Annotated in this window: 20 protein-coding genes; 1 reads left to right on the top strand and 19 read right to left on the bottom strand. The window is 37.7% G+C overall.

Features of this window, described 5'->3' with window-relative positions; genetic code table 11:
- Positions 1 to 79: 79 nt before the first annotated feature.
- The 19 genes from CHI06_RS30000 to CHI06_RS23365 all read right to left on the bottom strand — a co-directional run bounded on the left by CHI06_RS30000 (position 80) and on the right by CHI06_RS23365 (position 21727).
- Positions 80 to 226: a hypothetical protein gene (locus tag CHI06_RS30000; protein ID WP_165979065.1), complete on the bottom strand. Its 147-nt coding sequence runs from the start codon at positions 224 to 226 to the stop codon at positions 80 to 82.
- Between the two features lie 42 nt (positions 227 to 268).
- Complete coding sequence (locus CHI06_RS23450) at positions 269 to 1666, bottom strand: CitMHS family transporter (RefSeq protein WP_179292750.1); 1398 nt, start codon at positions 1664 to 1666, stop codon at positions 269 to 271.
- A gap of 93 nt (positions 1667 to 1759) precedes the next feature.
- Entirely contained in the window at positions 1760 to 2446 is a 687-nt protein-coding gene (locus CHI06_RS23445; RefSeq protein WP_095250984.1) for a response regulator, read from the bottom strand.
- Entirely contained in the window at positions 2439 to 3947 is a 1509-nt protein-coding gene (locus tag CHI06_RS23440) for an ATP-binding protein (RefSeq protein WP_257009427.1), read from the bottom strand. The genes CHI06_RS23445 and CHI06_RS23440 overlap by 8 nt, the downstream gene beginning before the upstream one ends.
- 127 nt (positions 3948 to 4074) lie before the next feature.
- On the bottom strand, positions 4075 to 4797 hold the full coding sequence (locus CHI06_RS23435; RefSeq protein ID WP_095250982.1) for a response regulator: 723 nt from the start codon (positions 4795 to 4797) through the stop codon (positions 4075 to 4077).
- Positions 4775 to 6385: an ATP-binding protein gene (locus tag CHI06_RS23430; RefSeq protein WP_095250981.1), complete on the bottom strand. Its 1611-nt coding sequence runs from the start codon at positions 6383 to 6385 to the stop codon at positions 4775 to 4777. Before CHI06_RS23430 ends, CHI06_RS23435 begins: the two co-directional genes overlap by 23 nt.
- Before the next feature lie 70 nt (positions 6386 to 6455).
- Positions 6456 to 7982 (bottom strand): tripartite tricarboxylate transporter permease, encoded by a 1527-nt coding sequence (locus tag CHI06_RS23425; RefSeq protein WP_095250980.1) that lies wholly within the window; start codon positions 7980 to 7982, stop codon positions 6456 to 6458.
- A 24-nt stretch (positions 7983 to 8006) separates the two neighbouring features.
- Positions 8007 to 8459 carry a tripartite tricarboxylate transporter TctB family protein gene (locus tag CHI06_RS23420; RefSeq protein WP_095250979.1) on the bottom strand — a complete coding sequence of 151 codons (453 nt, stop codon included), beginning with the start codon at positions 8457 to 8459 and terminating at the stop codon, positions 8007 to 8009.
- Positions 8460 to 8519: 60 nt separating this feature from the next.
- Complete coding sequence (locus CHI06_RS23415; RefSeq protein WP_095250978.1) at positions 8520 to 9551, bottom strand: Bug family tripartite tricarboxylate transporter substrate binding protein; 1032 nt, start codon at positions 9549 to 9551, stop codon at positions 8520 to 8522.
- A 307-nt stretch (positions 9552 to 9858) separates the two neighbouring features.
- Complete coding sequence (locus tag CHI06_RS23410) at positions 9859 to 12270, bottom strand: Ig-like domain-containing protein (RefSeq protein WP_095250977.1); 2412 nt, start codon at positions 12268 to 12270, stop codon at positions 9859 to 9861.
- A 48-nt stretch (positions 12271 to 12318) separates the two neighbouring features.
- Positions 12319 to 13887 (bottom strand): glycoside hydrolase family 43 protein, encoded by a 1569-nt coding sequence (locus CHI06_RS23405; RefSeq protein WP_095250976.1) that lies wholly within the window; start codon positions 13885 to 13887, stop codon positions 12319 to 12321.
- Positions 13844 to 14305 (bottom strand): DUF4064 domain-containing protein, encoded by a 462-nt coding sequence (locus CHI06_RS23400; protein ID WP_095250975.1) that lies wholly within the window; start codon positions 14303 to 14305, stop codon positions 13844 to 13846. The genes CHI06_RS23405 and CHI06_RS23400 overlap by 44 nt, the downstream gene beginning before the upstream one ends.
- A gap of 16 nt (positions 14306 to 14321) precedes the next feature.
- The gene (locus CHI06_RS23395; protein WP_218833116.1) at positions 14322 to 15263 is read right to left on the bottom strand and encodes a pectinesterase family protein; all 942 of its coding nucleotides are present in this window, start codon (positions 15261 to 15263) and stop codon (positions 14322 to 14324) included.
- Positions 15233 to 16129, bottom strand: coding sequence for a dienelactone hydrolase family protein (locus CHI06_RS23390; protein WP_095250986.1), 897 nt, complete (start codon positions 16127 to 16129; stop codon positions 15233 to 15235). The genes CHI06_RS23395 and CHI06_RS23390 overlap by 31 nt, the downstream gene beginning before the upstream one ends.
- The gene (locus CHI06_RS23385) at positions 16129 to 17463 is read right to left on the bottom strand and encodes a glycoside hydrolase family 28 protein (protein ID WP_095250974.1); all 1335 of its coding nucleotides are present in this window, start codon (positions 17461 to 17463) and stop codon (positions 16129 to 16131) included. Before CHI06_RS23385 ends, CHI06_RS23390 begins: the two co-directional genes overlap by 1 nt.
- Before the next feature lie 4 nt (positions 17464 to 17467).
- The gene (locus tag CHI06_RS23380) at positions 17468 to 18583 is read right to left on the bottom strand and encodes a glycoside hydrolase family 88/105 protein (protein ID WP_095250973.1); all 1116 of its coding nucleotides are present in this window, start codon (positions 18581 to 18583) and stop codon (positions 17468 to 17470) included.
- 105 nt (positions 18584 to 18688) lie between these two features.
- The gene (locus CHI06_RS23375) at positions 18689 to 20218 is read right to left on the bottom strand and encodes an extracellular solute-binding protein (protein WP_095250972.1); all 1530 of its coding nucleotides are present in this window, start codon (positions 20216 to 20218) and stop codon (positions 18689 to 18691) included.
- Positions 20163 to 20849: a YesL family protein gene (locus CHI06_RS23370; RefSeq protein ID WP_095250971.1), complete on the bottom strand. Its 687-nt coding sequence runs from the start codon at positions 20847 to 20849 to the stop codon at positions 20163 to 20165. Before CHI06_RS23370 ends, CHI06_RS23375 begins: the two co-directional genes overlap by 56 nt.
- Positions 20850 to 20869: 20 nt before the next feature.
- Positions 20870 to 21727: an ABC transporter permease gene (locus CHI06_RS23365; protein WP_373558164.1), complete on the bottom strand. Its 858-nt coding sequence runs from the start codon at positions 21725 to 21727 to the stop codon at positions 20870 to 20872.
- Between the two features lie 445 nt (positions 21728 to 22172).
- Here CHI06_RS23365 and CHI06_RS23360 point away from each other — a divergent pair, with 445 nt between their 5' ends.
- Positions 22173 to 23057, top strand: coding sequence for a carbohydrate ABC transporter permease (locus CHI06_RS23360; protein ID WP_095250969.1), 885 nt, complete (start codon positions 22173 to 22175; stop codon positions 23055 to 23057).
- Positions 23058 to 23331: the final 274 nt, after the last annotated feature.

Genomic DNA, 23331 nt, shown 5'->3' with positions numbered 1-23331 from the left:
GCACAAATCAACAGGTTCTAAAATCAACATTTACCTTTAACACAGCCTTAATAAAAAATAAATCGCATTTTCCTACTATTTACACTACCTGATCGTTAAAATAAATTACCTCTGAAAGAATCTTACAACCCGAAACATTTTTAAAAGCTTCTTTGGCTTCTTTTTCAGAATTAAATTCAAACATTGAAATATTGTTTCCTTTTAAATAGACAGTAATTATCCACATTAACATTCATCCCCTATCGATTTTCCTTTGTTCTTCGATTAGTTAAAAAGGAATAATTGACAATATAATTGCAACGGCAATCATAACCAGAGTTGAACCACAGGCCCATTTAAGGAATGTGCGCTGTAAGTCACCAAAATCTTCTCCAACCATACCGACTAATAGGTACGTCGAAGGTACAAGAGGGCTTAATAGATGGACTGGCTGCCCCAATAGTGATGCCCGTCCAATAAACTCAGGGTCAATTCCATATACACTTGCTGCTTTGGCAAGCAAAGGCAAAACTCCATAGTAAAAGGCATCATTTGACATGAAAAACGTTAGGGGTGCACTGATAATTGCAGTGATAAGTGCAAAATGAGAACCAAGTAAATCAGGAATATAGGAGATCATGGTTGTTGCCATGGCATCGACCATTTTCGTTCCTGAAAGAATACCAGTAAAAATACCTGCAGCAAATACCATTGAAACTACTGATAACGCATTATCTGCATAATTTGCAATTCGTTCTTTTTGGTCACTTATTTTTGGATAATTTATTGTAATCGTCAACGCAAATCCTAGCATAAACAAAACGGTTGTTGGAAGTAGTTCTTTGATTAAAGCAACTAATAGAATAATCGTAAGAAGATAGTTTACAAGTATTAGTTTTGGGCGTTTTAGATACGCATCCTCTGATGTTGCTGCTATCATCGACATTGTGCTGTAGTCGACTTGAAGTATTCCGACTCGTTTCCGTTCTTTTCTCCCAAGGCAGTAGGCCATGAACAATACGAACATTATCCCCCCTACCATGCTAGGTATAACCGGAGTAAAAACATCTGACATCTCAAGATTTAATGCCGTCATGGCTCTAGCAGTAGGTCCACCCCATGGGAGAAGGTTCATGACACCTGAAGCAGATACCGCAATTCCAGCAAGGATTAATGGTTTCATACCAATACGCTTATACAAAGGCAGCATGGCAGAGATGGTAATGATGTATGTAGTTGTTCCATCCCCGTCAAGGGATATTAAAAGTGCAAGGACTGCAGTTCCAATAGCTATTTTTACTGGATCTCCCTTTACTACTTTTAAGATGGTAGAAATAATAGGATCAAATACTCCTGCATCAATCATGATGCCGAAAAAGAGTATAGCGAACAGGATCATAATTCCCGTTGGGGCAACACTTTTTATGCCTTCAAGCGCCATTGGCCCCATTTCCTTACCAAAACCGCCAATCAATGCAAAAATGACAGGAATCACTATAAGAGCAATCATAGCGGGAAGGCGTTTGGTCATAATTAAAATCATAAAAGTAATAATCATCAAGAACCCTAATATTGCAAGCATCGTCTTCACCTCTTTTGTTTGTATATTAAATATAATCAAAATATTCAGATGTGAAAACGTTACCAAAATAAAGTTATTAACGTAAATAAAATTGATTTTGTACATTTTGTTCATAAGAGGGTAATTTTTCCAAGTTCGAATAACTTATTGGGGGTATCAAATAGGAGGACATAAAAGAAGGAGGGGTCATTTCCCTCCTCACGATACTGGATAATACTTCCTTTCCGGTCTGCCCACAATTCCATAAACAACTTCTGCTCTTACTTCCTGTTTAGAGGAGAGATATTCCAAGTACCTTCGCGCAGTTATCCGTGAAGCACCAATTTCCTTACCAACATCTTCTGCGGAAAGTCCCTCTCTTCTATCGTGGAAAACAGCCTTAACTTTTCCTAAGGTAATTTCGTCAATTCCCTTTGGCAATCCTGTGCTCTTTGTCGGCACTTCATTTTTCCCTTTTCGGAATAACAAGTCAACATAATTCTGATTTACTTCCTGAGTGGCTGAAAGAAGAGAGTGTTTTTTTATATATTCATGAATGACTTCATCGAATCTTTCCCTGCTTACTGGTTTGATTAAGTAATTCTCAACTCCATAGCTTAAAGCTTTTTCAAGGAAAACTTTATCTGTTGCTGCAGTTATCATAATAATACTAACTTTGAGGGAATTCTCCCGGATCATGGGGAGTAACTCAGAACCAAGCATATCCGGCATATACACATCTAGCAGCAGTAGATCAGGGGTTTTTTGCTCTAATAACTGAAGAGTCTGCTCACCATTCAAAGATTTTCCAACCACCTCTATTTCCTTAAACCTATCTAAAAATTTCTCATGTATCTCCGCTATTCGAAAATCGTCTTCCGCTATAGCCACTTTTATCTTATCCAAAATTCTCATCCCCTCGCACGTTCTTTGGAAGATAAACAGTAAAAACAGATCCACTTTCCTGGTTGCTTTGTACCTCGATAATCCCATTTAACTCCAAGACTGCCTCTTCAGCATTTGATAAGCCAAATCCCCTTGGCTCAGTACCATTTTTAGAAGTATAACCTCTTTCAAAAAGGAGTGGAAATTCTACATCACTTATTCCCTTCCCATTGTCCGAAATCTCAAAAATGATATCTCTTCCGATATCTGTAGCGAAAAACTTAACCGTTGGCGTCTCGCATTCATAGACAGCTTCAAAAGCATTATCGATTAAGTTTCCAAGTATCACGATTAAGTTAGAGAGTTTAATATGGGAAGGTAATATTTCCATATAGCTGTCTGAATTAATCTCAAACTTAATTTTCTTTTCTGAAGCTTTTCCTAATTTCCCTAAAAGGATGGCCTGCACTTTTGAATCTTTGATCTGGTTAAAAACGACTGAATTCTGAAATTGCTGTGTTTGTGTCTCACTTTGTATCATTTCGATTGCCTGGTTATATTCACCAAGTTGAAGCAGTCCCAATAAAACGTATAATTTATTGGTAAATTCATGCGTTTGAGCACGGAGATCTTCCGAATAACTTTTTACTTCAGATATGGTATTTAACATTTGCTTAATTTCTGTTTTATCACGAAAAGAAGCAACAACCCCCTTAATACCTGTCTCATCGACGATTGGAGTACAATTAACAATAACCGTTTTATCTTTCCAGACCATCTCTTTATCTGTTTGAGAGTTTCCTGATCGTAATACCTCATACAAATAATTTGAAGGAAAAAGCCCATCCACTTTCCTATTTTTGACCGTTCCCTGAAGATGTAGCAGCCTCTTTGCCTTTTGATTCATCATGGTAATGTAGCCTTTATTATCGATCGCTAAGATCCCTTCTTTTACCGCATGCAGGATAGCGTTTTTCTCTTTATAAAGGGATGCAATTTCGTAAGGCTCGAGCCCCATCGTATCCTTGCGGATATTACGCCCTAGTAACATGCTTCCCAGAAGGGAAATCAAAAGTGCAAAGAAAGAAACAATGAGCACTCTCCTGATGTTATTAATAATTTGCTGCTGTACATCTTCAAGGAGAAATCCTACAGAAACGATTCCGATAATCTCACCCTGATGATTAAAAATAGGAGATTTCCCTCTAATAGAAGGTCCGAGTGAACCCTCTGCCTTGGAGATATAGTATTCCCCTTGGGTTAGCGCCCTTTCATTATCTCCACCTTTCATCCTCTGCCCAATTTTAGAGATCATAGGATGCGCATATCTAGTTCCATCTTTATTTCCTATTACCACAAATTCGGCACCTGTTTCTTTTCGAATTTTTTCTGCGATAGGCTGTATCGCTTTAGAAGGGTCCTTCGTTTGAAAGGCATCAATGATAGTCGGGATAAAGGATACAGTTTTCGACAATTCTAATGCCAGCCTTCCCTTGTTTTCCTCAATTTGTTTACTTTCCATATAGCTATAAAACCCTGTCATTAGCAGGATTAACAATAATCCTAGTGAGAGAGCCAGCCCGAATATTTTTGTTTGTAGGGAAACTTTTAATGACTTCAGGCAGAAAACCTCCTATTAAAAAAATCTCTTAATTCTTAGTTGCTTTGCTTGACACGATATAAACGCGTTCCGGACGTCCTACTGTTCCGTAAGATAAATCGGCTTCTATACTTTCATTAGATACTAAATATTCAAGGTACCGTCTTGCCGTTGTTCTACTAACACCTAAATCTTTCGCGACACTCTCTGCTGTTAGTCCATATTCAACCTTCGCAAGAACCTCCATCACTTTTTCAAGTGTTAGTGGGTCGATTCCTTTTGGGAGGTAAGACTTTTCGTTACTTGCACCATCAATTTCTTTTCGTAAAAGCTTGTCTACCTGCTGCTGAGTAACATGGGTATTTTCTGTACCTATTTGTAATAGCTTTCCATGATAATCCTTATACCTCAGTAACGATTGTTTAAAGCGGTCAAAAACAACCGGTTTAATAATATAATCGAATACACCTATACTAATAGCCTCTTGCACTTTATGTATTTCTTTTGTAGCTGTGATCATAATAACATCCATTTGTTTTGATTGTTGTTTTGTTTCTTTCAGTAAATCTAGACCGTTCATATCTGGAAAATAAACATCTAACAAAAGTAAATCCGGCTGTAATATATCAATTAAGGTTTTTGCTTCTATATAGCTAGCAGCAATCCCTACTGCTTGAAAGCCTTCAATCTGTTCAAGAAACCGCTTTTGTATTTCTGCAATCCTAAAGTCGTCCTCGACAATTAATACTTCAATATCTCGGTTCCCCTTCATTCATATTCCCCCTGCTCTTTGGTATCGCCACAGTAAAAATTGTACCTTCCCCCACATTTGATGAAAACGTGACATATCCACCTAAACTATTAATTGCATTCTGAACTAGACTCAGTCCAATTCCGGCATTACTGTTCTTGTCCTTTGTGGTAAAGCCTTGTATAAATATCTGGTCGTTATTATTACCTTCTATCCCTATTCCGTTATCTTCTACTTCAATAATTAATTCTTTACCTAGGTCGGTCAAAAACAGTGTTACTCTTTTTTCTCCTTCTCCATTTTCTCTTACAGCTTCAAAGGCATTATTAACAAGGTTGCCAATAATGGTTACTAATGAATCTCTGCTGATTTCATCTGGGATATCTTTAAAGCCGCTCTCTCTATCTATTGAAAAATTTACTTTTAATTCGCTTGCTAGACTTACTTTTCCTAATATAAATCCAGCAATAATGGGATCGGGAATTTCCTTCATTAAAAATTGAATGAATCCTTGAGCGATATCCACTTCCTTGGAGATAAAATCAATGGCTTCTTTATACGAACCTAGTTGAATCAAGCCTAGCAGGGTATATAGACGATTAGAATATTCGTGGGTTTGAGCACGTAATCCTTCGGCATATGCCTTTACATGAGATAATTCCTGCAGTAACTGGGCCAGCTCTGACTTGTTACGTAAACTCGCGACGGCCCCAATCACATCACCTTTCTTATTAAAAATCGGAATCCGATTTGCCAAATAAACGTCCCCAAAGATGATAATTTCCTTATCATATTCTGCTTGTCCATTTCGAACTACTTCAAGTAGATTCGTATTTTCTATGACCTCTTCAATTCTTTTTCCACGGAGCAGTGTCTCATTTGGAACTCTTAAAATTTTATGAGCCGTTTCATTCACTACAGTGATTCTCCCATCAGTATCTATCGCAACGATCCCTTCATGAATAGACTCTAAAATGGCATGTTTCTCTTGGTACATCCAAGCAATTTCTTTTGGTTCTAGTCCAAACATCGCTTTTTTGATATTTAAAGATATTAGTAATGCCGCTAGTAATCCTCCTATTAGAATAAGCAGTGTAGCAAAAAAGATTTTTTTCTGTATTTTTGAAAGTTCCTTTTCAATGTCCGTTTGGAGATAACCGACTGAAACAACTCCAATAACTTTTCCCTGGCTAAAGATAGGTGCTTTCCCCCGTAATGAAGGACCTAGAGTTCCGGTAGATTCTGAGATGACAGATTCTCCTTTAAAAACAAGATCATTATCTCCTCCCACCATTTTTTGTCCTAATCGTTTCGGATTAGGATGCGAATATCGGATTTCATTCGTATTTCCGATAACAATAAATTCTGCCCCAACCTGTTTCCGAATGCTATCCGCGATTGGCTGGATAACAGACGCAGGTTCTTCTGCATGAAATGCCTTCTGGATATCTGGCATATTTGCAATCGATTGGGCTACAGATAAGGCTTTAGAACCTATTTCATGTTTAAGATTGGTTTCCATTATATTCTTAAAAGTAACCTCAAAAATAACTCCGATTGAGATAATAAGCAGAAGAATGACTAGCATTAATTTCGAATGTAAACGCACGCAATCACCTCAATACTTATTATAGTAAAAAAACTCCTTAAATAAAGGAGTTTTCACATTATTAAAAAAATTATCCTTCAATATTAATAATTACATCTTTCCCTCTTCGTTTCATGATGAACGGTATTAACACCCACAGGAAGGTAATGATTAGAAAAGCGAGTGAAATCGGTCGTGTAAAGAAAACACTAAAATCCCCATTAGAGATTGTTAATGCTCTTCTTAAATTATTCTCTACCATGGGCCCTAATACCAATCCAAGAACAAGCGGGGCGATTGGATAATCATTTTTACTTAAGAAATATCCAAGAATTCCACAACCCAATAAAAGTAAAAGATCGTTCGTTGATACTTGGACCGCATAGACACCAAAAATGGAGATTGCAATAATTATAGGAATCAAGAATTGTTTTGGTGTTTGAATAATTTTCGCAAACACTTTGACAAGTGGGAGATTTAATAATAATAGCATGATGTTCCCGATAAACATGCTGGCAATTAGTCCCCACGCTACTTGTGGATGGTCTTCAAACAATAACGGCCCCGGCTGGACGTTATACATCATCAATGCTCCCATTAATATAGCTGTAGTACCTGAACCTGGAATACCTAATGTTAATAATGGAATCATCGCCCCACCAGATGCTGCGTTATTCGCCGATTCTGGTGCAGCAACCCCTGCAATCGTTCCTGTTCCAAACTTTGAAGGCGTTTTTGATATCTTTTTCTCAAGAATATAGGAAAAGAAGGAAGCAAGTGTCGCCCCTGCTCCTGGTAAAATTCCGACAAAGAATCCTAACAACGAGCCGCGGGCAATGGGTCCCGCAGATTCTTTAAGCTCTTCTTTAGATGGAAGTAAATTATTAATCTTTGCAATTTCGGTATCTTCTTCATCTTTTTCCAAGATGGTCTTAAAAACCTCTCCAACTGCAAACAACCCTACCGCAATCGTTAAAAACTCAATTCCCTGATACAGCCATGGAACATTAAAGGTAAATCTGGCAATACCAGATACGTTGTCGATTCCAATCGTACCAAGTAATAAACCGAAAATGGTCATCATTAATGCTTTTGTTACCGATTTTCCAGCTAATCCACTAACAGCCCCCAGCCCTAATAGCATTAAGGAAAAATATTCTGCTGGTCCAAATTTGAGCGCTACAGCTGATAATGGTTTGGCTAATGCAATTAGTGCTACAAGAGTAATAATCCCCGCCACAAAAGAACCGATTGCAGAAATGGATAAGGCACTTCCAGCTCTTCCTTTCTTGGCCATTTGGTAACCGTCCAATGTCGTAACGACAGAGGAAGATTCTCCTGGTGTATTTAATAGAATGGAAGTGGTCGATCCGCCATACATAGCTCCATAATAGACTCCAGCGAGCAGAATGATTGCGCTCGTTGCTGCATGTTCTGGCGGTAGTCCCCCGGTAATAGAAGCTGTTACTGGAATGAGAAGAGCAACGCCACTCATCGGTCCAATTCCAGGAAGCACACCAACAGCGGTCCCTATTAATACCCCGACAAAGGCAAAAAGGATATTATACCAAATAAGTGCCGTTCCGAATCCCTGAAATAAATAATCAAGTGTGCTCATTTTTTGTCCTCCTTTCTTTCTCGCTTAAAACCAAATTGGCCAGTCTGGCAGTGTACCTTTTAAAATCTCTACATATAAAAAATAAACTAGTCCTGAAAAACAAGCAGAGATTATAAGTGATAGAATTACTTTTGAACGTTCCATTGTTTGAAAACAAACGAATAAAAAAAGAAAGGTAGTAATTACATACCCGATCGTTTCCAATGTTAAAATATAAACCAATGTAGCCGCAAAAATGATTAAGAAAGGCTTGTACTGTAATATCTCTTTTGTTCCCTGTTGATTCTTCGTAATGAAGGTTTCATAAAATAAACGGATACTTAATAAAATAAGTGCACCACCAAGAATAAGTGGAAATATATCAGGGCCAACTGCACTGCCATAGGACGAACTTTCAAGCTGCCTGCTCCCGATAATAAAAAGAACACCTACGGCAAGGAACAATACTGATGCAATGTAATCGAATTTTAATGCCATTCATAATCCCCCTTCTTAAAAAAATAGAGGAAGGAGAGAGTTAACTCCTTCCCGGATGTTTTACTTCTGCATTCCTAATGCTGTTAATAATTGCTGGACTTGGGTTTCTTGCTCCTCTAAAAACTTTTTGAAATCAGAACTGTTTTTATACTCTAATTCCCAGCCTTGCGTCTCTACTTCTTTTTTCCATTCAGGTGAGTTAACTAGCTTATCAATTGCTTGTTCCCAATATGTTTTGGCTTCTTTAGACATTTTTTCCGGACCAAAAACCCCGCGCCAAATCGTAAACTCTGCATCGACACCTTCCTCTTTTGCAGTTGGAACATCCTTAAAATCACCCGATAAACGTTCATCTGAGGTAATCGCCAACACGCGCACCTTACCCGCCTTTAAAAATTCTTTAACACTAGAGGCATCGGTACCAATTACATCTGCGTTACCGCCAAGCAGTGCAGTAATCGCTTCACCGCCACCGTCATAGGAAACGTATTTAACCTTTGTTGGATCCACCCCATATTTATAAGCAGGTAGAATGGAAATTAAATGGTCCATGGAACCCGGTGCAGATCCACCAGCAAATGTTAGTTTACTAGGATCTTTCTTTACCTCTTCCAATACTGATTTTAAGTCTGTAAATTTAGAATCCGCTTTTACGACAATTGCCCCAAAATCTTTTGTCAGTTGCGCCAATGGTGTTGTATTTTTGTAGCCATATGGACTGTTTCCTTCTTTTTTCAGATTGTTAATAACAATCGGAGGTGAATTGACAAAGAGCATGTCATTATTTTCAACTTGCTGGGTTGCGTATTCCGCCATAAAGACTGCACCGCCGCCACCAGGCTTGTTCTCGACCGTCAAAGGCTGATCGACCACCTTCGTTTCACCCAACACTTTTGCAAACGCACGAGCGGTTAAATCCCAGCCGCCCCCTGCTCCTGAAGGTGCTACTACTGTAATCGCTTTCGTAGGATAGCCAGTAGTTTCTTCCTTTTTACCTGGGCTAGCTGTTTCATTATTACTGCTGCAGGCACCAAGGCTTAGCGCCAATGCTCCTGCACACATTACTGCTGAAATTCTTTTGATAGAAAACATTTCAATTCCCCCTTGTAAACGTTTTCTTAATTTTACAAAATTTTTGAATATTTAATAGATTATACATTTAAACAGCATTAAAAACTTATTAACCATTTTGTTCATTTTGTTCACGAAGGATAAAACTTGCCAATGAAATTCAATGTCACAAAAGCTTCAAACTTAATTCTGAAATTTTGTGACAATTATTTCTGATTAAATAACAAAAGCCGCACTTGTGAACTATTCACTGTGCGGCTGAAAAAAATCATCTTTGGCTAAAAAGCCTTTTATTTATGTTTCATTTTGCTACGGATGGAACTTTAAATTATTTTTTGGCTTTGTTTAATTGTATATGAGAAAAGGTAGCTGTATTTAGATTGTTTAATTGATTCTCAACTTTGTTTCCATCAACAGCCATTCCAATATAAACCTTTTTATTCATTTCAATCTCGCGTTCACCTATTAAAGTCCAGCTGACTCCATCAACAGACCCTTCAGCTCTAAAAACATTACCAGTTCGTTTCAGTTTAAGAAAATAACCCAATGGTTTGTCTTTATCTTTAAAAGGTATATCATTTATTAACGCGACTCCCGATGCTATTGCATTTTCAGGAGAATCAAGGTTTTCACCTAATTCGTCCATATTTCCACCTTGTTCATAACGGGCTGCTACATAGGCAGACCAAGGATTTCTATAGTAAGTTGTTCCGTTTTCCTTCCAAGAATAAGATTTTGTATAAGAAAGACCCAAAGCAACCGTTTTCGCATCTTTTTCAAGACTCTCTCGGACCATTAACCCTGCAAAAGCGTGATGATCCACAGGTGTCATGGTCTCTACTTTTGCAATCAATTCTCCATCTCCTGCCAAATTACGGTAAGTAAATTGGAAGTTATCATCATTCTCTTTTAATTTTCCAGAACCTTTAACAGTCATAACATCATTAGCTAAAGATGCATGACCTGGAATATTTGGAGTTCCAATATCCGTTGATTTCCATTGTTTTAAATTAGTTTCGCTATTGATATGAATAACGGAAGCAGTTGCCTGTGTTTGTTGACCAGATTTATCTATTACTTTTGCAGATATATAATAGGTACCATCTGGTAAATTGGTGCTCATCCTAAATGGTTCACTTGTAACGGTTCCAATAACCTTATCTCCATTGTAAAATTCTACTTTTTCAATGTCTGTCTTTCCTTTTACATCTGCTCCAATCGTAATTTGATCACTTGTTCTAAAAATCTGATTATTTGCTGGGGTTTTCAATGATATTTCTGGGTTATTTGGTGTATATTCCATATCTACCAATGAATTGACGTAGTTTTCTATATTCGTATATCCGTTATGATCTGCTGATATTTCACTGCTATCATCAGCATTACTCGGATCTAATCCATTTTTCATCTCCCATTCATCCTCTATTCCATCACCGTCTTTATCAAAATCCTCTTGTCGAGTAATTACAGCTGTGTATGGGAGTCCCCCTACTTCTTCGTGGCGATTAACGAATCTACCTTGATTATTCTTCACTTCATTTATAATTCTAGCATCCAAGGCATCTCGTTTTGGATATGTTGCTCCCGCTTTTGCCAGAACCTCATTATATGCTTCCTCAGCAGCAGTAGTTCTTAGTGCCTCCGCTGATGTACCATCCATCTTAAGCTCTTCGTCTACTATTTCCGTTGTTGGGGAAGCACTTTCAGAAACATAAATACCTTTTGAATTATCGTTGGATACTTCAGAATTTCCTTCTAGTACATTTCCGTTAATGTAAAATTTACCTGGTTTGTCTTTCTCCCCAGCATCAATCACCCGTGATTCTACGCTGGTACGTGTCCCTAATCCTGGCTTCATATAGTTATTAATATAATTGGCATAGGCTCTGCCGCCACCATATGCAGTGTTAAATCCCCAGTTATAAATCACATTATTTCTGATATCAAATAAGCCTATATGGTTGTTATCATCTGCCTCGGCAGTACCCCCACCTAAACGAGGATTTCGAGAAGTATGATTAGCTACTAGATTGTGATGGTAGGTAGTATTGACTCCACCCCATATTCCACCGTACCCATGACGACCTTTCGTATGACCGCTCATGGCTAAACTTTCTGCTACAATTGACCACTGCACAGTCATATTTTCCGCACGATATAAGGACATCGTTTCATCAGTAGACCAGCTTGTTGATATATGATCAATCATGACATTTTTCATGCTTCTACCCCAAATAGCGTCCATGGAATCACCGCTATGTACATTTTCAGCTCCTGGACGGAAGCGAAGGTAGCGAATAATAACATTCTCAGAATCACTGATATTGGTTTCGTATCCAGTTAGAGTAATTCCATCCCCCGGAGCCGTTTGTCCTGCAATCGTTATATTCCTACGGTTTCTTAGAGATAATGGTTCTTTTAAATTGATTGCTCCAGAGATGTTAAAGACGATAAAACGATTGTCCTTACTTAAGGCATCACGCAGGGATCCTGGGATTGCCCTTTCTCTAGTTCCATAGTCTTCTAGTGTATGAACGATATAGACCTCGCCAAATCTTCCGCCGGAAGTATAGCGTCCTCCACCTTCTGCACCAGGAAATGCAAGCACTTTATCAATATTTTCAACTGCAGTTACCGCATTCACATTACTATCTGGTACTACTAACAAACTTGAAATCGCTAATGCCGCAGTTATGATAGAAGCTTGGATTTTCTTCCCTTTTAATGACGGTTTTTTCAAGATTTAATCATCTCCTATGAAAATAATTTCGGGGGCTCTTTCTGCTTATTAAAGTGAATCTAGTCCACGATATTCAAAGAAATCAAAATCAGCATACGATCCAGCTTGCAGGTCCATATCATGAACAGCAATACCTACAAAGTTTCCGGTAAATCCTCCAGCCAAGAATAATAAATCTTGACCTTCTCCAATTTCTTGCCAAAGAGTATTATCATCCATCCGATAGTAAAATCTTCCAGCTGGTCCGTCGACTTCAATCTTTAACTCTACTTCGCCCTCTTCTGTTGGGATAATGACTGGAAATAAGGTAAATTCCCCATCTCTACATTGCATTAATCGAATAACACGACCTCTTACCTCATCATAAGTTAGGTAGGCATAAAGGTAATTGCTATCATTTAGATACAATAGTAGTCCTGCCATTTGATTATAGGTTTCTGGTGTATAGTCTATTTTTGTAGAGGCATCAAACCGGAAATCTTTTTGGCGAATAGCTAGGATATGATGTTCAAATAAGGATTGGATGGAATCGCCTGAGCATACCCGTAAATATCCCTTACGACTGGTTAAATCGCACCATGAATCATCCGCTAATATGCGTAAAGTGTTCCACTCTTTGTCAAGAACACCTGTAAAATCATCTCGGAAGTTTGTATTTATCCTTTGTACAACTGGCTCTGCTGCAACAATTTCTGTTTCTACCAATGGTCCATTGCCACCATCCACTAATCGCAGCCAGCCATCTTCTGTCCAATAAACTTCTTGAATAGCCGTTTCACGACCTAAAATCGCTGCTTTTCCCATTAAGGGACGAGTGCATAAATAGACCATATACCAGTTGCCCATCGGGGTTTGAACGATACTGCCGTGACCTGAACATTGTAATGGTGATTCGGGTTTATCACTTGCTGTCAACATGGGATAGTGTGGATCCAATTCATATGGTCCGGTAAGTTCTTTTGCACGGCAAACCGTCACGGAATGACCTGAACCTGTTCCACCTTCCGCAGTGATTAAATAGTAATAATCATTATGACGGTAAATATGTGGGGCTTCTGTTTTTGCCAATTCTGTACCATCAAAAATTTTATAGACAGGTCCTACTAAACTTTGATTTTCTAAATCATATTCTTGAAGGACAACTCCGACTGATTTATTTCCTGTTTCGATACGATAATCCCAAATTTCATTTAACAACCACTTGCGTCCGTCCCGATCATGGAATAAAGACGGATCAAAGCCGCTGCTATTTAAGTACACCGGTGTTGACCATGGACCATTGATACTTGGTGCTGAAATTAAATAATTATGGCTATCTTTAAATGGTCGTTTTGTACTTTTTACATCGGTGTAGACAAGATAAAATAAACCGTCTGCGTAACTAATTTGTGGTGCCCAAATACTTCCATTTTGTGGGTTTCCACGTAGATTTACTTGATTCGTTAATATATCGGTTTCGTGATTCCAATTCACTAAATCTTTTGATTGATAAATGCGAACACCTGGCAGCCATTCAAAGGAAGAAACGGCAATATAATAGGTATCTTCCACCTTCAAAATATACGGATCTGGATTAAATCCTGGCAAAATCGGATTGACTATTTTTGTTCGATACATTTCCTACTCCTTCTTTTTCCTTTATTTTTCTAAATAGGCATAAGGCTGAGGCAATAAAAAAGAGAAAGGCTAAGGGAAAGGCAATAAATTGGGTACCAATTAAAGTTGCTAAGCCGGCAAATATATAGAGCACAGCTCCCCTTTTAAGATATTTATTTCGCCAAATTGATAGAGTAGCCAGAGCAACTAGAATAAATACAATTATTAGTGTAACACCAAACCATATAGCTAACGCTTTCACAGCTTCAAAGCTCTCTGAAACGTATTCTTCAGAAACACCCTCCTGCAGGATTGGGAAAACCGTTGTCTCGTAAATACTTTCCTCCATCGAAGTCATCGTCAATGAAAACCCGCCTAAGAAAATGACACAAAGTATGACACCTGCAATTCCAATCATCACTTCCCATTTTCGCTTCATTCTCCATGTTCCTTTCCTATAAATCTACTTGTATGAAATCAATCCAATCTACTGTTTTCATCTCACTATGGAAGATATATCGATTATTATTTTCTTTATATGTTACTGTTTTTCTATTTGCTATGTTTCCCCAATCATTCCATCTATCATGATGAATATGAGCACCTACCATACAGTTTGCAAAAGTAGTTTTCGCATAGGGGCGCCACGGCCTTCCTAAAAAGACATTTTTAACATCTGCGTCTGCTGTTAATAAACATTGATAGAAATAAAAACCTTTTTTATTTTTAGAAGTGGAGGCAGCAGTAATGTAACCTTCTTTGTTAAGCGGTCTTTTCAAGGACTTAATTTCACAGCCTTGGAACACTGCTTCCCCACCACCAAAAATAAAATCGACTGTTCCTTCTATATAGCAATTAATAAAATGACTCTTGTTTTCTTCATAGATGGTTCTTATTTCAGGAGTAGAAAAAGGCTGGCCATTTTTTTGCACTTCTGGCAGTGGGCCCAGACAAATGGTGTCCTGATACCCTTTGAAGGAACAGTTTTTAAATGTTACGTTGTTTCCTTCATTATATAAGGCAAGCGCCTGACCCACCTTTTCTCCTGGTCCTGCATCATTAATAATCTCAAGATTTTCTATTCGAATATTTTCTCCATTGATAAAAAGGGTTGCACTCTGAAAGGTGCCAATTTCTCGTAGATGTTCATCTTTTTGTAAAGCATATCGATTTCCAATCAACTTAGTAGAGCCTATACCTATCAATGAAATGTAAGATTGATATACTGTAATATTTTCATAATACTCTCCACTTAAGACGGTTATTTTTAAAGGTCCATCTTCATCTCGACAACTATCTAAAGCCTCTTGTATACTAGAAAAATCACATATTTCATTTCTTCCAACAACTAGACTCTTAACAAAATTCATAGATGGTTCTTTAAGAAAGTTTTCCATAATGATCTCATTTCCTTTGTTTCCTGATGTCCGCCTGTAAGTATGCACCCTTCCCAATTCTCCGAAACACCGTGTTTTTCATACGTACTTATTAATTGATCGTTTAAAAATCCGGCTCCTTCAATCGGACACATTCGATCATCCTTACCGATCATACTGAGGCGTGGTCTTGGCGCAATCATTTCTTGAACGGCTAATGTAGAAAAATGTTTTAGAAACCCAGGAACATAATAATAAAAACCATGATGATCTAAACCACGTTTCTGTTTTAGTGTCTCGATATCTACTTGGGCTGCGATGTCCACTGTGACTTTTATACGCTCATCTAGTGCAGCTAACCACCAACTCATTAAACCACCCATAGACATTCCGATAGTTGCTAATCTGGCAGGATCTACATCTGATCGGGTTTCTAGATAATCTAACAAGGCAATGTTATCGAATATCCGCATCCCCCAGAGCGTTTGACCATCCAACAGCATTTCCTTTACCAATTCACTTTCCTGTTTCCCTTTTCGTTGATTAAAGCCCCACATATCAATCGAACAAACAGCAAACCCAAGTTCAATTATCGCTTCAACGAAGGATGGGTTTTGTAAATAAGAGCTGCTGGTTAAGAGTTCTTCCTTCCCTTGATCAAAATTGCCGCCATGAGAATGATTAAAGATAACGGTTGGCAAAGGTTCAACGGCATTTAATGGTTTAGCAAAATAAGCAGGGACGGTTTCGATGTTATTTAAATGCAACATTAAACTTTCTAAAACAAACCCCTGCCTTGTTTCTACATTTATTAATTCGGCAGATATCTCTTCCGATTTTGAACGTTCTCCTAACAAATCGATTAGATGTTTTCGCCTTTTCTCAATCACTCTACCCCTACTTCCTTAAGAAGTACTTCTTCAGCTTTTGTATTTTTAGACTTGCAGTGGGTAATCTCTACATCCTCACTATATTCGACATGGAATGCTGGACCTTCATGATTCTCGATGGTTACTCGGTTAAATAGGATGTCTTTAGCAAAACCTACATAAAAACCTCGATTGTTCATATCCTCTATTCCTGCCATCATGGCTGGTTTCCCAGGAATCGCATTTTCTGCCATTGAAATATCAATGTTATTAAATGTAATTTCAGACACATATTGCTCAGCTAAGCCATAAATAAACCCTGCGGATGCATGAACATTTCGAGCTGTAATATTAGCAAAATAGATTCGTCTAAACATCGGAGTTTCTTCCGTAATTGGGTAAGGATTTTTATCCCAAACATATTTATCTTTTCCACGAGGCCCACAGAAGTAATACAAGTTAAGAATAAATGGACACATTACTCTTTCCATGACAATATTGTCGATACGAATATCCTCTACAATCCCCCCGCGTCCACGTCGTGATTTAAAACGAATTCCCCTATCGGTATCCTGGAAGGTACAGTTACTAATCGTCACATTTCGGATATCCCCACTCATTTCACTGCCAAATACCACTGCCCCATGACCGTGAACCATTGTACAGTTCGTAATAGTAATGTTCTCACAAGATACCCTTTCAGTAGTATCTTCCGTTCCAGCTTTAATCGCGATACAGTCATCTCCTACATCAATGTGGCAGTTACTGATTCTTACGTTTTTGCACGATTCCGGATCAATTCCATCCGTATTAGGTGAGTCGGCTGGATTGATAATAGAAACATTGTCTATGGTTACATCGTGACAACGGATCGGATTCACGGTCCAGCTTGGTGAGTTGATTAAGGTCACATCTCGTATGGTGATCCGCTCACATCCATCAAAACTAATCAATTTTGGCCGCGGATAAGCTAGTTTTTCTCGTTCATATCGAAAAATATGCCACCAAGTCACCCCATTACCATCAATCGTGCCAAAACCGGTAATAGAAATATTTTTTGTGTCTTCTGCAAATAAGCAAGACGCATATACCTCTCGTACAACACCTTCCCAACGAGAAACTACCACTGGATAGTCCTCTTGTTGATCCGAAAATTTCAAAGTAGCCCCTGCAGACAAATGCAATTCAATATTATCTTTTAAAAATAAAGCACCTGATAAAAATACACCTGACGGGATAACGATTTGGCCGCCACCATTTATATAGGCTTCATCAATGGCCTTCTGGATATATTTGGTGCATAAACTCCCATCGGCTAATGCACCAAAATCGGTAATATAGTAAGTTGTCATATCCTTACTCCTCATTCATGACTTCTTCAAATTCAGCTAAAGCTTGTAAAAACGCGCCTACCCCTTTTTGGTCATTACAAATAATCGGTTCACTAATGTAATAAGCATAGGTACCATCCCGTTGATCATCGCCGCCCAATCCAGCAACCTGACAATTCTTATTTAAATTCACCCAGCCTTCTTTCGTTAACAGGACAAATTCATCCAATAATCCTTGGTGCGACTTTCTTACCTGTTCTTCCCATTCTTGTCGATTAAGAACTCCCAAGCGAATCCCTTTTGCTATTGCACATACAAACATACTGCTGCATGAAGCTTCTAAGTAATTCCCTTTTTCATGTCCCTTATCTGTAACTTGATACCAGACACCACTTGCTTCATCCTGGTAGTTTACTAGTGCCTTTAATGTTTTCTCTAGTATCTGTACAAGAAAGTCTCGATCGGGTGTATCTTTAGGAAGGATTTCTAATGTATCTACTAAAGCCAATAAATACCAGCCCATAGAACGGCCCCAGAAGTTCTCTGACAAACCCGTTTCTTTATTGGCCCATGGCTGAATTTTTTTCTCATCCCATGCATGATATAAAAGCCCTGTCTTTTCATCTATTAAATGCTGATAACTAAGTTTAAACTGACGAATGATATCCTCTAAACCTTCTCCATTAGCAAAGGTTGTTTGATACTCCGCATAAAAAGGTGAACCCATGTATAAACCATCCAGCCAAATTTGATAAGGATAAATTTGTTTATGCCAAAATGCACCTTCGGATGTTCTAGGGTGTGTTTCGAGCTGACTGCGTAATAATTCAGCCGCCTTTTTATACTTTTCCTCTCCGGTTTCTTTGTAAAGGACAAATAACATTTTTCCATTATTAATATGATCGATATTATATTCATCCAGTTGATACCCTTTTATTGACCCATCTTCTTGAATAAAATAATCCATGTTTTCTTTTATATAGTTAAAATATTTCGGTTCACCCGTTTGCTGCCAGACTCTTTCAAACCCTTTAAATATCACTCCATAATCATAGGACCACTTTCCTTTATATCCATTGTCCTCATATAAATGAGGAAGTCTTTCCATAATTGAGTTTGCTGTTTTAACGGACCAGTTCATATCTATCATTCTCCTATCTCGGTTTATATTACTTACACATGCCTGCATATAGAATGGAGGTTCTTTCTATTGAACAAACATTCAATAGAAAAACCTCCATGGTGATTATTTTGCTGCTTTATACGCTGCTTTATATTCCTCTTTTATCGTTTTCCCGCCTTGCTCATTCCAACTTTTAACTGCTTCCTTATAATCATCAAGAGTGATTTCTCCTAAAATGTATTGATAAGTAGCATCCGTAATAATCTTTTGTAATTCCGAACCTTGTGTGGTGAAAGTTGGTGATTCTAAAGGAACAGCAGGGTTAAAGACAGCATATTTTGCGTTTTCAGCAATCATATCATCTGCTAATGATTTAATTGGGTTAGGATCTTTTAAACCATAACCAGCCTCTTTTGGACGTGAAGAGGCAAAAGGCTGGACTTCCTGCTGCCATAAATCCTGGTTAATAATTTCATATGCACCATCATCATTAACCTTATAGTGGGTACCATCAATTCCATAAGTCATTAACGTATAGTTTTCTGGTTCTAATAACTCATTAACGAATTTCAAAATGCGTTTTAATTCCGCTTCATCCTTAACCTCTGAACGTGGGAATGCTAATAATCCGCCAATACCATTACCTGCAGACCAAATGGCTCGTTCAGAATTAGAATTAGAAGTCATATCATTGACTAAGGCAATTTCCATATTATCTTGGATACCCGCGGCCATTGTTTGTAGGTTTTTGGCATCAAATAGGGCTCCCACATAAATACCTGCCTTACCTTGAGCAAAGTTTTGCTGTTGATCTGTTTTGGCTGTTACTGCAAAATCCTTGTTAATCCAGCCGTTTTCATATAACTCTTTCATGTAGTCCATCGTTTCAATATAGCCATCTGTTTCAAACTCAGCTATAAAGTTGCCCTTGCTGTCCACCTGCCAATTATTTGGTGTACCATGGTATGAACCTAATGTTTTGAAAGCACCATAGATTAAATCACTACGATCCATAAATCCAGTCGTATCATTTTTACCATTACCATCAGGATCTTTTTCTGTAAACGCTTTCGCTACTTCCATTAATTCTTCTGTTGTTTTAGGAACAGCCAAACCTAATTTATCTAACCAATCTTTACGAAGAACGACACCATTTCGTGCTAAATCTTTTTGGAACGGTATGCCATAAAGCTTACCTTCGATAGAGGCTGAAGTACGAATGTCTTTTGAAATCGCTTTTAAGTTAGGAAACTCATCTAAATAATCTTCCACATTCCAGAACATCCCTGATTTCAAGGCATTACGAACAGAAGAATTTTCCAAAATGGTTAAAGTAACAATATCTGCTAATGAATCCGAAGCTAATGCTGTATTAAGACGTTCCTCTTTTGAAGCATCTGGGATCCAAGAGAATTTAATTTCTGAATTTGTTTTTTTCTCTATTTGGTCTAACACCGTATCGGTCGGCGGTGAAGCTGTATGAAGAATGTTTAACCAAGAAATTTCTGTTGTACTGTTTTTGTCGTCGTCCTTTGCGGAATTGTCGTTGTTAGAAGCTGTACTGTTGCACCCCGCTAATAGAAGCATACTTGCTAAACTAACACCCGCTAACTTTGATACCATTTGTTTTTTCATCCCAATTCTCCTTTGCATTGTGGTAAATACTATTTTCTTCTAGCTCTTTGGCATCCATCGTTTCCATTCTCGTAAACACTTGATTACCTGTCCAAGTAATCAAATAGAATAAGAAACTAATACCTAAAAAGGTTAAAACCCCTGGAAAAAAAGTAGTTGCTGCCCAATAAATTACACCGGTAACCAAAAATAAAACAAGTGAATATTGTAGACAGGAAAAACCAAATAGTAGAGACATCTTCACTTTAAAGAGAATTCCCTTCCAATTATAATGAGCCATAATCGGATAGATATAAACTAGTGATAATAAATAGATAAAACTGATTACAAATAAAGCTACCCTAACATACCAATTGGCTACATGCATTAAATCAACGATTAAAACTATTCCACCTATAAGATATATCCAACTGATGATGACAGATTCTTTGAAATTCTCTTTGTAATATTTCCAGAAGGTTTTTAAAACCGACAGGCTATGGTTGCCGCGAACCCATTGCCTGCAAATACTAACCAAGGCATATGTGGAGGGGCCAATACCGAATATACCTAATCCAAAAATGGTAAAGAGTATCCATAAAAAATTCACGTATACCAAGTTAAGGATGATCGTTAAAACGTGATTTAACCTTTCCACTGATTTCAGCAAGATATCCCCTCCAACTTTCTCTAATACACGCCATCTTCTCCAAATTTCTTCGCTAATTTATTCGCAAGAATGACTAATACCAATCCAACAAGACCTTTAAATAACCCAACAGCAGTACTGAAACTTAACTGGCCATTCTTTAAACCTGCTGTATAAATATAGGTGTCGAAAATTTCTGCAACACTACGGTTTAATGAGTTAAGTAAAAGATACATATGTTCAAAACCTAGATCAAGGGTGCTTCCAATTTTCAAGATTAATAGTGTGATAATAATAGGACGAATAGCAGGCAATGTAACATGCCAAGTTTTTCGAAGACGACCAGCACCATCCATTTCAGCTGCTTCATATAATTGAGTATCTACTGCGGTAATCGCAGCCAAATAAATGATCGTTGACCAGCCTAATTCTTTCCAGATGATTTGTGCGATGTAAACGGTCCTTGTCCAATCAGGTGCAGTTAAAAAGCTGATTTTCTCCAATCCAATTAATGCTAAAAATTCATTAATAATACCGCCATCCACATTCAGAAAGATAAAAGAGATGGAAACAATAATTACCCAAGACATAAAGTGAGGAATATAAATTAGGGTTTGAATTCCTGCTTTAAAATATCTGTTCTTCACTTCATTCAGCATGAGCGCCACGATGATCGGTAATGGAAAAAAGATTACAAGATTTAAGGCAAACAAAATTAATGTATTCTTTAATAACATAAAGAAAGTAGGTTCCGTAAATAACCGAATAAAATGTTTGAGACCGACCCATGGACTTCCTAAGATCCCTAAGAATGGCTGATAATCTTGAAAAGCAATAATGAGACCAGCCATCGGTAAGTACTTAAATATAAGGAAATAAAGTACTCCAGGAAAAATCATAAGATATAAGATTTTATTCGTTTTTAATCCCGCTAAGATTTTCTGTCTTTTTTTGATTTTTTGCTGCCTTGCAGTCAAGATGGGCAAGGGTTGATTATTTTGATTCACAGCACCTTCCATTTCTTTCCTCCTCTTATCATTTTGCTTTCCTTTCTTGCTCTAAGCATACTGAAAATGAAAAATTACGTACATAATCATTTTATGATTACGCTTACAAAACCCTTTGGTATCAGTGTTTTTAAACATGGTATCAACCATAATGATAATTTTTAACTAGTTGTGATTATCACTTTATAATGCAATTTTTTCGTCACGAAAGCGTTATCTTTACTGTTAATTCAATAGTGGGATATTGATTATATACGGAATTTGGATGTGATGATAAGGTTGGTTTATCTTACTAAAAGATAAATAGATTAATATTTTGGAAGCGAGGAGGATTTATATGAAGAAAACGAAAAAGAATAAAAAAACCAAAGGAGGTCTAGTCTTTCCTATTATTAATGGAACCATTCTAATCCTGATTGCCCTTATTTGTTTTCTTCCATTTGTCAATGTGATCGCAAGTTCATTTGCATCCACTCAGGAAGTGGTGGCAAGAAAGTTTATCTTATTTCCACGTACTTTTTCTCTGGATGCTTATCGCTATATTTTATCAACGCCTACCCTCTTTAAGTCATTAGCGGTTTCCATTGGAGTAACTGGTATAGGTACTTTAGTTAGTATGGTTCTCACAGCTTTAATGGCATATGGCTTATCTCGAAAATATCTAATTGGGAGAAATTCCATTAATTTTATCGTTGTGTTCTCCATGCTTTTCAGTGGTGGAATGATTCCTACATTCTTAGTTGTTAAATCAGTTGGTTTAATTGATTCTTATTGGTCATTAATATTGCCAGTCGCAATAAACGCTTTCAACTTAATTATTATGAGAAACTTTTTTCAAGCCCTACCAGATAGTTTAGAAGAATCGGCAAAAATGGATGGCTGCACAGATTTTGGTGTTTTCGTTAAAATCATGCTGCCACTGGCATTACCATCAATAGCTACTATTTCTTTGTTCTATGCAGTCACCTATTGGAATACGTATATGACAGCGATTCTTTACATTAATGATTCTGTCAAGTGGCCGATACAAGTATTATTACGTCAAATTGTCATCGTATCTAGTGGTATGCAGGCTGAAGGGTCCTCAGTAGATGTTGTACCGCCTGCACAAACGATTAAAATGGCTGTTATCGTAATCGCCACTGTTCCAATGTTAATTGCATACCCATTCGTTCAAAAATACTTCGTCAAAGGTGCATTAGTTGGATCTGTAAAAGGATAAAATATATCAATCAAAAAAAGCTTCTGCTATAGAAGCTTTTTTTGTTGTCGAGAAAGGGTATTTTTCTCGGCAATTTTTTAATTTTTCTAAATCTAAAAATACCAAATTTTACTATATTTGATTCTCTCTGTTAACGTGCCTGTTGATTTCCGCTCCAGGTGCTTCGCGCACCTTAGGGCGTGCCGGGGAGCCTCCTCGGCGCTTTTGCGCCTGTGGGGTCTCCCCAGCCCCGTACTCCCGCAGGAGTCTTCGCACCTTCCGCTCCAATCAAAGG

This window comes from Bacillus sp. 7884-1 (assembly GCF_002272245.1).
In the GTDB taxonomy this organism is placed as follows: domain Bacteria; phylum Bacillota; class Bacilli; order Bacillales; family Cytobacillaceae; genus Neobacillus.
The sequence above is the reverse complement of the archived record's forward strand: the minus strand, read 5'-3'. Positions and strand labels throughout refer to the sequence as shown.